This is a genomic window from Haloquadratum walsbyi C23 (assembly GCF_000237865.1).
GTDB classification, from domain to species: Archaea; Halobacteriota; Halobacteria; order Halobacteriales; family Haloferacaceae; genus Haloquadratum; species Haloquadratum walsbyi.
On record NC_017459.1, the window covers coordinates 2,044,874 to 2,057,439 of the forward strand.

Annotated in this window: 8 protein-coding genes and 5 pseudogenes; 6 read left to right on the plus strand and 7 right to left on the minus strand. The window is 52.5% G+C overall.

The annotated features are described in order from the left end of the window. Positions 1 to 112 precede the first annotated feature (112 nt). Positions 113 to 862, plus strand: a complete 750-nt coding sequence (gene aglF / locus HQRW_RS08965; protein WP_014556340.1) for a UTP--glucose-1-phosphate uridylyltransferase AglF — start codon at positions 113 to 115, stop codon at positions 860 to 862. Here the strand turns inward: aglF and HQRW_RS08970 are convergent, their stop codons facing one another. Next, positions 863 to 1,849, minus strand: a complete 987-nt coding sequence (locus HQRW_RS08970) for a GDP-mannose 4,6-dehydratase (RefSeq protein ID WP_014556341.1) — start codon at positions 1,847 to 1,849, stop codon at positions 863 to 865. It abuts the gene before it with no gap. Between the two features lie 779 nt (positions 1,850 to 2,628). Next, a complete protein-coding gene (locus HQRW_RS15865) occupies positions 2,629 to 2,775 on the minus strand; it encodes a hypothetical protein (RefSeq protein WP_158307747.1) in 147 nt (48 codons plus the stop codon). 545 nt (positions 2,776 to 3,320) lie between these two features. Between HQRW_RS15865 and HQRW_RS08975 the strand changes: the two genes are divergently transcribed. Continuing rightward, on the plus strand, positions 3,321 to 5,114 hold the full coding sequence (locus HQRW_RS08975; RefSeq protein ID WP_014556342.1) for an ABC transporter ATP-binding protein: 1,794 nt from the start codon (positions 3,321 to 3,323) through the stop codon (positions 5,112 to 5,114). 87 nt (positions 5,115 to 5,201) lie between these two features. Beyond that, entirely contained in the window at positions 5,202 to 6,290 is a 1,089-nt protein-coding gene (locus HQRW_RS08980) for a glycosyltransferase family 4 protein (RefSeq protein WP_014556343.1), read from the plus strand. A 139-nt stretch (positions 6,291 to 6,429) separates the two neighbouring features. On the opposite strand, the gene HQRW_RS16960 is transcribed toward HQRW_RS08980, so the two are convergent. Continuing rightward, the gene (locus HQRW_RS16960; protein WP_394324575.1) at positions 6,430 to 6,933 is read right to left on the minus strand and encodes a Cdc6/Cdc18 family protein; all 504 of its coding nucleotides are present in this window, start codon (positions 6,931 to 6,933) and stop codon (positions 6,430 to 6,432) included. A gap of 140 nt (positions 6,934 to 7,073) precedes the next feature. On the opposite strand from HQRW_RS16960, the gene HQRW_RS08985 reads away from it, so the two are divergent. After that, positions 7,074 to 7,436: a hypothetical protein gene (locus tag HQRW_RS08985; protein ID WP_149031545.1), complete on the plus strand. Its 363-nt coding sequence runs from the start codon at positions 7,074 to 7,076 to the stop codon at positions 7,434 to 7,436. Between the two features lie 619 nt (positions 7,437 to 8,055). On the opposite strand, the pseudogene HQRW_RS08990 reads toward HQRW_RS08985, so the two are convergent. The 3 pseudogenes from HQRW_RS08990 to HQRW_RS15095 form a co-directional block, all read right to left on the minus strand. Next, positions 8,056 to 8,853 (minus strand): annotated as a pseudogene (locus HQRW_RS08990) (ISNCY-like element ISHwa15 family transposase); the annotation flags it as partial. Between the two features lie 108 nt (positions 8,854 to 8,961). Further along, positions 8,962 to 9,738, minus strand: a pseudogene (locus HQRW_RS08995) (ISNCY-like element ISHwa15 family transposase); the annotation flags it as partial. A 71-nt stretch (positions 9,739 to 9,809) separates the two neighbouring features. Continuing rightward, a pseudogene (locus HQRW_RS15095) lies at positions 9,810 to 10,370 on the minus strand (transposase); the annotation flags it as partial. A 52-nt stretch (positions 10,371 to 10,422) separates the two neighbouring features. Here HQRW_RS15095 and HQRW_RS09005 point away from each other — a divergent pair. After that, a pseudogene (locus HQRW_RS09005) lies at positions 10,423 to 11,534 on the plus strand (IS630 family transposase). Between the two features lie 6 nt (positions 11,535 to 11,540). Here the strand turns inward: HQRW_RS09005 and HQRW_RS09010 are convergent. Beyond that, positions 11,541 to 11,906: pseudogene (locus HQRW_RS09010) on the minus strand (IS5/IS1182 family transposase); the annotation flags it as partial. 65 nt (positions 11,907 to 11,971) lie between these two features. Between HQRW_RS09010 and HQRW_RS09015 the strand changes: the two are divergent. Then, entirely contained in the window at positions 11,972 to 12,565 is a 594-nt protein-coding gene (locus HQRW_RS09015; protein WP_158307748.1) for a glycosyltransferase family protein, read from the plus strand. Position 12,566 lies beyond the last annotated feature (1 nt).

The window sequence follows — 12,566 nt, forward strand, 5'->3', positions numbered from 1 at the left end:
ATATGTACCGCGACGTCCCAATATTTGGTTTTGGTAGTGTAGGTATCTGATTGATTTCAGCATTGATTACATATAAAGAATTATACAAATGCATACCAACGAGTGGAATACAATGGATGCAGTTGTATTAGCCGCCGGCGAGGGAACCCGGCTTCGACCGCTGACTGATGACAAGCCCAAAGGAATGGTCGAGGTCGATGACCAGCCGATTCTGACGCACTGTTTCGACCAGCTCGTCGAGCTTGGAGCCGACGAACTCATTGTTGTTGTCGGCTATCTCAAGGAACGCATTATCGATCAATATGGCGATGAGTACGAGGGCGTGCCGATTACTTACACGCACCAGCGCGAGCAGAGGGGACTTGCTCACGCATTGCTCTCCGTCGAGGAGCACATCGACGACGATTTTATGTTGATGCTCGGCGACAACATCTTTCAAGCGAACCTCAACGATGTCGTTCGTCGCCAGCGGGAGGATCGCGCCGATGCAGCGTTCCTCGTTGAGGAAGTGCCGTGGGGGGAGGCGAGTCGGTACGGCGTCTGTGATACCAACAAGTATGGCGAGATCACCGATGTCGTCGAGAAACCGGATGATCCACCATCGAATCTCGTAATGACCGGATTCTATACATTTACGCCAGCAATTTTCCACGCCTGTCATCTCGTCCAGCCATCGAACCGTGGTGAGTACGAGATCAGCGAAGCCATCGATCTGTTGATCCAAAGCGGTCGGACAATCGACGCAATTGGGCTTGAGGGCTGGCGGATCGACGTCGGCTATCCAGAAGATCGAGATGAAGCTGAAGAGCGGCTACAGGAAACAGCGTTTGAGTCCGGTCAGTCGGCTTCTGCGGACGACTAATCATGAACTGACGACAAGCGGTTCGTACCACTCGCGGTTGTCTTCGTACCACTCAATAAATTCTCCTACTCCTTCGCGGATCTCACGGCTCGGCTCATAGCCAATTAATTCGGTGGCTTTCGAGATATCTGCGTGAGTGTGTTCGGCGTCGCCATCGCGAGCCTCGGTATACTCGATATTGAGTGTGGGATCGATCTCGTCGCGGACAACCTCGGCGAGCGTGGTGATGTCGATGTTGTCGGTTGAGCCAATGTTCATCGTTTCCCCGTCGGCACTATCGTCGGTCAGCAGGCTGTGATTGGCGTCAACGATATCGGCGATATATGTGAAGTCCCGTGTCTGTGTACCGTCACCGTAGATTTCTGGGGATTCGCCGCGCATACATCGGGAGACGAAGTTACTGATCGCCATGTTCGGCCGCATACGTGGGCCATAGACGGTGAAATAGCGGAGGGAGACTGCCGGGAGCCCGTAGACCTCGTTGTAGACCCGCATGTAGTGTTCGACGGCGAGTTTTGAGGCACCGTACGGCGAGACAGGCTCGTTCGGGTGGGCCTCATCATATGGGAGGTACTCTGGCTTGCCGTAGACCGATGACGACGAGGCATTGACGACACGAGTGACATCGTGTTCGCGTGCGGCTTCGAGAATCGTCTGGGAACCGTTGATGTTGTACTCGGTAACCTTTGTCGGCTCCTCGACGCTCGCTCGAACGCCTGCTTGGGCAGCCTGATGGTAGATGACGTCGATGTCTTCGACGATGTCGTTGACGAGTTTCGTGTCTGTGGTTGAGCCCTCGATGAACTCGTAGCTACCATCGGTTTCGGTCGCTCGCTGCCGGGCAACGTCGATGTTGTGCTCTTTCAGTCCAAGATCGTAGAACGGTTCAAGAATATCGAGTGCGGTGACATCGTGACTCGCGTCGATGAAGAAGTCCGCAAGGTGACCACCAATGAAGCCTGCTCCGCCGGTGACGAGGATGTGCATAACGAAATATGTGAGAGGACACGGGAATAGGTGTTACCATCTTCCTTGGACTAGTTTTGAGAATGATCTAAGGATATGTTATTAGCTGTAAAAGTATTATATTCATACTTTTTACAGTACATGATAATGACAGACGAGGGTCCCAAGGAGACAGTTTCTGAATGAGCTGAGGAGATAATACTACGAAAACGTGTGTATAATATATAGGATTATCTATATTTACGATGCAGCATCCGCTGATACAGTCGCAAAACTGCGTTGAAACACCTCGCTGAACTAAGTCGTGAGGAGTTTATGACCGAAACATCCCAGCCATATCAGCGGGCGATATTATACAAACGGTCACCAACATCACTCGTGGTTGAGGAAGCAGCCTGAATCAACAACAGTGTATCAAAACTGGAACTGGTTGACCGCATCGCGGGAACAAAAGACGAGATTGAAAGATATCGTGAGTAAACCGGAGTGGATTTTCCAGAAAATGCCGTGTTATAGGACGAATCAGCTGACGAGGAGATCCTCTTTGAGTGGTATTGAACCTAACCTGCCGAAAGCTATTTTCCACCAACCTGCACATGCTAATAGATTGAAAATGTTGTTGAGCAACCGAATGGGGGGTGACAGAATCTTGAAACACAGGAGCTGTGCGCATACAGTGAATTTGAGGATGTCATCAGTCCGTAGAGTCTTGCGTTATATTTCTTGGATGTTGTGGGTTCAATCGAAGAAGCACAAATCGACGTGAGATAGAGTACAACAGACGATTACGATCACAGCATCTATTCCACTGACACTACTAGAGTTGATTTCGTTGGAATCGTCGCCCACGCAAGTGTCTCGCTCCGCCTGTTGATTCCAATTTTCTCGCCGCCAAATGCTGTCACCGATCCAATCGACGTTGAACCGTCGTTCGATGAGAGACGCATCGATATTGTCGCTCAGACTGTCTATAAATTCTGACGAACAATGTATCAAAAATGATCATTCGATGACTCGAGTGCAGTCGACAATCCATCATGACTTCATTTCTCCTGTCTCAATCTCTTGGCTGATTCACCAGTGCGTTTTTTATGAGATTCCACAGCTTGTCGATGGGTCGATCCAGCCCGTCGGTCAGGTGATATATGAACAGCTGCAGTTGCACATTCGCCAACACTGTGGCAGCACGCTCGCTCGTCTCCGATGACGATTACAAATATAGCGTATCGGGGGTAACGAACCTGAGCGTGCTGTGTTTGAGTTTACAGGAGCCCTCAGTGTTTTCATAGCTGTTGTCTTTGCAGTTGGATCCGCCTTCGATTGCGGCAGCAATGTTCGGCAAAGTAAGCGTCGCTATTGGCGTAGTCGTCAACAAACGTCTCGGCGACGCGGACCGAGAATCCCGCCGAACGATTTGAATCAGTTCGTTTTCAAGATTACGAGTATACTTCACAATCGATATACACCCGGACAGGCAACTCTCGCTAGTCCGATGACCTCTGCTGACGAACTCTCGTGGAGACAAAAGATCGCTTCCCTCCGTCGCGTAGCAGCCTATCGCCCCAGGTTCACCCTCAGTCTGGTTCTCTTCGGCGGTCTCGCAGCGGTTCTTGAAGGCATCGGGTTGGGGTTCATTTACCCGATTCTCGAAGTCGCCCAGACAGAGGGAGCCGTCGAGGGCGGGGGTCCCGTGCTCGATGCCTTCCTGGCGGTTTATGAACTCGTCGGACTCCCGTTCACACTTGGCTATCTGATTGTCGGGGTCGGACTTGTGATGATTATCCGATATACGTTCTCTTTCCTAGTGGCCTGGCTGCGGGCTATCCTCGCGAAACACTACGAAAAGTCGCTTCGCACCCGAGCCTTCAAGAGCGCACTCGACGCACGGATCGGATACTTCGACGAGGAAGGATCGGACGACGTGCTCAATGCCATCATTACTGAAACGCGGTATTCCGGTCGGGTCATCCGCGACGGTGTCCGGACGATGGAGTATGTTTTCCTCGTCTCAGTTTACCTGGGCGTCATGGTGTACATCACGCCGACGATGACCGGACTGGCTATTGTCCTTCTTGGCGGGATCACGATCCTGCTACGTTTCGTCATCGAGCCTGCGGTGACAGTAGGTAACCGTGTTGCCGAGGCAAACGAAGAAGTCCAAGAGGCGGTTCAGGCTGGTACCCAGGGTGTCCGGGACGTCAAACTCTTCGGGCTCTCAGATGAGGTGTTTTCATCGTTTCGCGAGTCGATCGAGCAGTACGCCACTTCGAGTGTCGATATTACCCGGAACAAGGCCGCTATTCAGAACTACTACCAGCTCGCCGCCGCCTTGACCATCTTCGTCCTCATCTACGTCGGCTTTAGGTACTCGGGACTCTCACTCGGCGAACTCGGTATCTTCCTCATCGCGATGTTCCAGTTAGCCCCACGAATGAGTTCACTCAATACCTTCTTCTATAATCTTGAAGGGAACATCTCGCATCTCGTTCGGACCCAGGAGTTCCTCTATCGGCTCAATGAAAACATCGAGCCGGACGGCGAGAAGCCAGTTCAGTCCGTCAGCGAGATAGAGTTCGAGGACGTTCACTTCACCTACGAGCCTGACGAACCGGTTCTCCAGGGCATCTCCTTCGAGGTCGAGCGCGGTGAGTTCGTGGCCTTCGTCGGACAGTCCGGTGCCGGCAAATCTACAATCGTCTCGCTTCTGGTCCGACTGTATGACCCTAACGGGGGTGATATCCGGGGTGATGGCACCTCGATTGAGGAATACGATATCGACCAGTGGCGTGAGCGAATCGCCGTGGTGCGCCAGCAACCCTATATTTTCAACGACACCCTCGAAGTCAACGTCACGATCGGCAATCGGGACGCCACCCGCCGGGAGGTCGAAGAGGTCTGTGAGATCGCGAAGGTCGATGAGTTCCTAAAGGAATTACCCAATGGGTATGACTCCCAGCTGGGCGACGACGGCGTTCGCCTCTCTGGTGGGCAGCGCCAACGGGTAGCACTCGCTCGCGCCCTTCTCAAAGATGCAGACTTTCTCGTACTGGACGAGGCAACAAGTGATCTTGACTCCAATCTCGAACGGCAGGTCCAGCGGTCAATCGAGGCGATGGATCGGGACTACGGGATAATCGCCATCGCTCATCGTCTTTCGACGGTGAAAAATGCGGATCGTATTCACACCGTCGATGCGGGTAAAATCATTGAGTCAGGCACTCATCGGGAATTACTCGGCACAGATGGGGAGTATGCTGAACTGTATGCTATTCAGGCAAAAGAGTGATTGAAATCCGTATCCATCGAACTGACTACTGTAGATGGATGGTACGAGAGAAACGCCTACAGTAAAATTCATACTAATATTACTCGAATGAGAATTGCCATCGTCCTCCGAAGTTTCCCTCCGGACATCATAGGAGGTATGGAGACCCAGACCAAAAATATGGGGACGGAACTTCACAACGCAGACCACGATGTTACAGTTTTTACCAAGCAGTGCGGTGATCACGACGACAGCGACGTTCCCTATGAGGTCGCCCGTGTCCCGCACTGGCAGCTAACCCCCTTTGTGAGCGACTTCACCTTCCTCGTGGTAGCTTTGTTAACCCTCCTCCGCCGAAAGAATGAATTCGATGTACTACAGTGTATGATGATTTATCCTATGGGCTTTCTCGGCTACGTCGTCAACAAACTCGCGGGTCTCCCCTATTTCGCCTGGATTCGCGGCGGCGACTATTATCTGATGAACGATATATGCTGGAAACGCTGGATGATGCGCCGCGTCCTGAACGATACACTCGTCCTCGCACAATCCGAGGAGATTCGCGAGGATGTTACCTCCGACTTCTCGGATATCGACTGCGATATCCAAGTACTGGGTAACGCGGTGTCGGTTCCTGACGAGACTGCTTATGGGGAGGGGGTCCTCTACGTCGGTCGCCTCGCCCCGAAGAAAGGGCTCGAATACCTGATCAAAGCACTGGACGGTCTAGGTACACAACTTACCATTGTGGGGGACGGGTCCGAACGGAGCCAACTCGAAGCGCTTGCTACCGATACTGAGGGCGACATAACATTTGAAGGGGAAGTTCCCCCGGATACTGTAGACAGGTATTACAGTTCAGCTGCAGTCTTCGTTCTTCCATCGGTCGAAGGAGAAGGAATGCCGAACGCCGTATTAGAGGCGATGGCTTGGGGTCTTCCGGTAATTGCAACAAATAGCGGCGGACTGCCAACAGTAATCGAAGATGATCTTAATGGGTATCTCGTCTCGATGAGAGATCCAAATTCACTCCGAGAGAGAATAAAAACGGTAATACAAAATCCCAAAAAACGCAAGCAGATTGGGGAAAATGCCAGACAATACGTGAAAGATAATCATTCATGGGACAGTCTCGTGTCCGAAGTTGAAGAAATATACGTCAAGTTATTGATGGACAAAGGCGATTTGGAAGAATAATCAGAGACGAACGACAAGATATTCCTCGACACAGATAGAGAACATGAGGACTGTACGCTATCCGGGCAAAAAATGTGATACAAGCTTACGAGCAGCAATCAGAACGATATGTAAAAGCTGATTAAAATTATGCTGAGGGTTATCGCATCGGGGTCTCATCGATGTCTATGACCGATTCTAACTCACTATCGAGCACGCGGTAGACACGACTCTGTGGTGGCTTTTCGTGCTTGATCAACTCGTACTCACGGAGCCTCACCAGTTTGTTTCGTCGCGATCGCTTTCCGGTTGGTGTCTGTGGGTATTCGGCGTACAACTGCTCAGCCGCATTTTCGTATCGGTAATGTAGTTCAGAAGCCGGGATTTCACCAGCGACGCGAATCAGCTCGTAGAGTACGTGATGGTGTAGCGGGAGGGAATTGAGATTCGACTGTCGGATGCGGTGGAGCGCACTATCGTACGAATCCCCAATGTCCGCAGGTCGAATCGTCTCGTGAGAGCGTTCGACTGCCAGTTTCGCTGCTGCGTGGAGTGATTGGATCCCGAACCGGGCGACACCGGCGACGTGGTTCGCAATCGTTCGGAGTTGCTTCCGAGTGACGAGATCCTTCGCGAGACCCTGCTTCGCGCGGGCCTCGAGGATATCTGCGAGTTTACCCGTGCCGTATCGTTAGAGCTGGATGTGGCGATCCCCGTCGAAGAAGTGGCTGCCGTTCATCGGCATCCGAGCGAGACATGACTGCAGCCGTGACAGATCGCGACAATCGATATCCGGGGAACAGCGTGGAGACGCTTGATTACGTCGTGGTCGTGGATATTGTCGGCCTCGTCAAGGATCCCGACGAATGGATATTCCACGGTGTTATGGAGATGCTGAGAGACGTCGTCGACGGGCGTGTTTCCAGAGACCTGATCGCTGGCATCGGATGGATGCTGTCGGAGAGCCTCGCGAAGAATCGCACCGGTGCTCTTGCCGAGGCTGCGGATGTGGGCGTGCGCGACCGGGGCGCGCTCTTCGAGACGATCGAGTGTGTGGCGCAAAGAACTGTCTTCCCAACACCGCTAGGACCGCTTATTAGCGCATTATGTGGGGCAGATCCGCTCATCCGCCGGCTGAAACGCACGAGAGAGCTGACCCACCTCTGATTCGCGGTGTATCAACTCCCGAGGGAGGTATATGTCTTTGAAAACACGGGGATCGATGATCATAGATAGTATTTGACGAGAGAATGAATATAAACCATGATTGAACTTCCGGCAATAGGGAGTGCAGCCAGACAGAGTGTGCTATTAACTACATCAAATAGTGCCCAGTTGTAAGCGCAAACCTCCTCGGTTCTGACTGGCCAGGAGAGTGGAGTACTAATTACTGCGTTTTTTGATCGAGAAGTACCGTAGCTGAAGCCAAGGGTTTTGATGAGGCCTACTGAATGAATCACTACCAAAATATGAAACTCGCATGTGCATACACTGGCCGGAGGGTGTTATACAAGAGTTCTCACACCGTGATCACGGTACTTCCCGGATTGTCTCCTCGTTCGTAGTTGGTGATTGCGACGACGAGGCAGGAGTTCGGAATGTGCATCAACTGCTGGTGGGTGGTAGTTAATATCACCAATATATTGGTGGAATAATATTGGACTACATTTTGCCTGGGGAAATAATCGAACGAACTACTGATTTCGACGAATAGTGGGGCGAAAATGACCGGACTGCAGAGAGATGTATCTCACGAGTCGGCGTTCCGCCCGGCGCGGCGGAACGCCTACGTCACGGGCATCTCCTTGCGCACGATATTCAGGAACGTCCGGGCAGGCACACGCGGTTTCAGTCGCTGCTTGACGGTGAGACTGATCTGTACCAGCAGATCCACCACCAACCACATATCATAGAGAATCACCACAAAGCTGAAGTAGAATACTCGTACTGCCGTATTCCGTGATGTCGTCCATGCCAGGAAATCTTTGATTGACTTGTAGCTGTTCTCAATCCCCCACCTCCGAGCGTACCGCCCCATGATGCGGCGGGTACGCCCGCGTGCTGCTTTCGTGCTATCGCTCACCTGGAGATTCGTCATAAACGTCACCGTTTCATCTTCCTTCCGGGTTGGGGGAACCCCGACCAGGGTCGGGGTGACCGTCACAGATTCGCCCCCGCTCGTCTTCTTCATCTCGTGGGATTGCTTGACCGCTACATCGTGATCCATGTCGACGACAAACCGATCAACGCGGTCGTCCGAAGATTTGCGAATCAGGTACGAGAGGCCCTTCTCTTCGAGAGCGTCAATGACGCCGATGCTGTCGAATTCAGCATCGGCATACATTGTCTCGAGCGAGACATGATCGCTTGCTATATCGATCAGTTGTTCCACGAGCACGCTCCGAGGGATGTAGCCGCGAAGCGGCCGCATCCCGAGCGTAAATTTCACTTCCTCACCAACGATCGAGATTGTTGCCATCTTGTAACACCACGAATAAGACTTGCTCGGTGGAGCGCCGGTGCTCATCTGGAACTCATCGCGGTTACCGTAGTACGCGACGTATGTGATGTCGATCGCCACGTCTAGTACTTCATGAAACATTTTGAACTATCGGTCCTATACAGCAGTATCAGCAGCTACTCTATGCCAAGATTTTGAATTGAATTCCTCAATAAGTTTTCAGGAGCATCAGACGTGGCGATCTATCGAATAGTACTGCTCGGCAGCCCAAATCATCTCACCAATTGCACCATTGATCATCGACGCGATCTCCATCACGTCGAGTTGCTTGATATACCGGAGATGCGTATCACCAGCGGGTCCACCCGCTTCGCGAGTCGTTTCTTCGTCGAACATCTGGCTGCCTTGATTGGCAGCTGTGCCGGTCAATCCGAGATAACTCTGAAGATCGATTGCAGGAAAGACAATCTGACAGAGTGCATCCGTCACATCCTTGGCCTTCTCGGTGACGTAGCGTCGCTCCGTCCGGTTCGAACAGTCGGTCTTGTTGGTTGGTTTGAGTGCGCGCATTCCGAGCGGGTTGCCCATTTCGTGGGCAACCGCAAGGATACGCTGTGCAGACTGTGTAATGAACGATTTGAGCCGGTCAGAGAAGCGATCACGCCATGTGCGGCCAAGTGTAGTTCGGTCTGGAGCAGTCTTGTCAGGAGCGAATTGCTCGGGATCGAAGCCGAGCGTGCGGGCGCAGGCACGCTCGGCGTCGGCAAGATACTCGTAGAGTCCTGTAGTCATGAATCCCGCAAGTTCCTTGCAGTAGAACGCGCATACCATCGGTCGATAGCCGTACTTCGCCTCCCATTCCTTTGCAGCCGTGCCAGAAACGGGCGTATCAGTAAACGCGAACTCAGTGACAACGGTGAGGAGATCGGTGTCTTTATATATCGACTCGGCAGCTTGGCGTTCGAGCCGCCTGATGACCGGCTCGAACTCGGGTGTCTTCTGTGACATCCTCTCAACACTGGTAACCAAGCCTGGTTAGCCACCCGTCTCGTGCACAAAATCTGTCGTTCCGAACTCCTGACGAGGCGCAGACACAACGCGAGGAACACCTGTGCTCGTGAATGGACGCGGTCTCGGGCGTGCGTTCGCCCGAGACCGCAGCCCTTGACTGATTCGTTGGTTCGTTCGACGCCACTCCGGCGGTTGTACGTCTCGTCTAGCGTTGATTGCTTCAGCTGAACGTCCTTACTGTGTTTTTCGATGCGGTCCTCTACCCTGTACTCGATGTCTTTCGGGTCGTCGGTGTTTCGTGGATTGTACGGAGCGACTGGCACGACCCCTGCGGTCAGCAGGTGGTCGTGCCACTCGAGCGTGTCGTAAGCGCTGTCTCCAAGCATCCAGATCGGTTTCTCGACGGCGAGTGCGTCACGCGTGACGCACATCGCCGTCTCTTCTGGTGCTTGTTTGCTCTCGGTGAACTCGGCTGCAGTCGGGATCTTTTGCCCGGTCGAGACGATCGTGCAGCCGTAGCCGTAGTAGTACTCGTCATCGGTTGGATCAGAGCACTTCGATGCGTCTGGATCGGCGGGCATTGCTCTCACATCGGTTGAATCGATAGAATACGTTAACTCGAGCAGGCCCCCGCAATAGTGCTTCACAGAAGATTTAGGTGTACTCTGCGTGGGTAGGGTGATGACTGGACGAGAGAAAGAGATCGTCCGACATCTCAGCGAGGACGATCTCGACCGCTTGCTCACACAGACTGACAGCGAGAAGGTGAGCAAGCGGCTCACCTTCGTCAAACGGCTGGATAAGGGTGCAACGCTGGAAGACGCAGCTGACGATGTTGGAATGTCTCAATCAACCGGGAGTCGGTGGACCACACTCTGGAATAAGGGCGGTCTCGGACTTCTCACACCGAGCTTCGGGGGCGGTCGGCCCCCGAAGCTCAATGAGAAGCAACGAGAGCGGCTCCTTGATCTGCTTGCAGAGGGTGAGCCCTGGAAGAAACAGGAAATTCAGCACCTCATCAATCAAGAGCTCGACGTCAAGTTCCATCCGAATTATTTGCCACGGCTTCTCGATGATCTCGGTCTCTCGTACGCGATTCCGCGTACAGAGAGGCCAGACCGACCAGAGAACGCTGACGAAATTCTCGACGAACGCGTTGCCGACGCGTTCACTGAGGATGATGGAGACGAACCACACAACAAACAGCCTGAAGACGACAGTGACAACGAATGGACGCTCGACGATGATGTTCGAACGGACGGTGGTACGACCGTCGGTTTCTTCGATGTTTCGCATCCACAACCGTGGGACAATTCCCAGCGGCTCTACACGGTAACTGAGCCAACAATCACCCGACCGCTGGTGAAAATTGATACACCAGCGGCCGGGTTCTATGCACTCAACGGTGAGAGTGTCCTCCAGTTTCCGCCAAATCAGGAGAAAGAACAGATCTGCGTGTGTTTCGAGGGGATACGCGAGCAGAATCCGGGTCAACGGATTCTGCTCATCTTAGATAATTTCTCATCGCACGTCTGTGCACATACGCGAGAACGTGCCCACGAACTCGGGATCGACCTCGCCTCGTCTTTCTCCCGATCGGCTCACCGCACCTCAACCCAATTGAGCCGATCTGGAAGAGTCTCAAATGGGAATCGTCGCCCCTGATCGTGGAGGGCGCGGCTGAATACCGCGTCCTCCTCGATGAGATCTTCACAAAATTGACCGACCAGCTGAGTTTCGCAAGCTCCTGGATCGAAAATCATCTCAACGAATTCATTCAGAAGTTACGTTAATCACTAGGCGACCTGCTCGACGAGATGGTCGAAGACCCGGTCGACGACGTGCTCAAGATCAGTGAGAAAGCGATCGACCGCGTCTCTTGACGGCGGTCGATCGAAGCCACAGCTGAGCCAGACAACGGTGTTGTTCAGTTCTCGTGCAACCGGACGGATGCCGTAGATGTTCTTGTAATAGCAATGGAGAAAGCCACGCATCATTTCGGGCGGTTCAAGATCTCGTGTTCGCCCCATCTTCGTCGGGGCGAACACGTCGAACTCTTCAAGAAACTCGAAGGAGAGATGCTCGAACAATGCCAACGTCTCCGTTTCCACGACATTGAAGAACGATTCTACCGAAGGATCATCTTGCAGGGTCGCTGAACTCATTCCACCTCAGCGTTCACCCTGCTCTTTGGTATGCGAACTGTTCTATGACACCCTCTGGCCGGAGTATGTCTCAGCCTGTCCTGCTAAACCGATTAAATGAAGAAGTGGGAATCGAACTGCACTTACTCAAGAATCATCCAGAGGAAATTGATCTAATCGATTTTGATTATGAGCACTATTCGTTAGATGTTCCAAACGTGAAAATACGGGGACACACCGCGCTCTGGATAACACAACATAAACTGCGGAAACGGTGGTGGGAGTATCTTAAACAACATTTGAGTAGCGATTTTGATCTTGTGATCGGAATGAACAATGTCGCAACTGCTGCCGTCGATGCTGCGAATGTATATGATATTCCGTCGCTGTTCTTTATCCGTAATCTTGCGGTCTCCGGGCAAGAGCAGTATTCTCCCGATCAGGGTTATCTCGCTAATTTCAAAACGGGTGATTTTGGTGCCAAAGTCCAGTACCCGTTTTTTGTGAAAAATTTCACCGAATATCAGCGTGGGATGGCGGAGTCAAGCCGAGTTATCGCGAACAGCGAGTATGTTTTGAAACGACTTCAGGAAGACTTTGGTGTCAACCCATCAGTTATCTATCCCCCAGTCCCATCAGACGATTACAGAGTAGAAGAGAGAGAGATGGTGAATACATAGC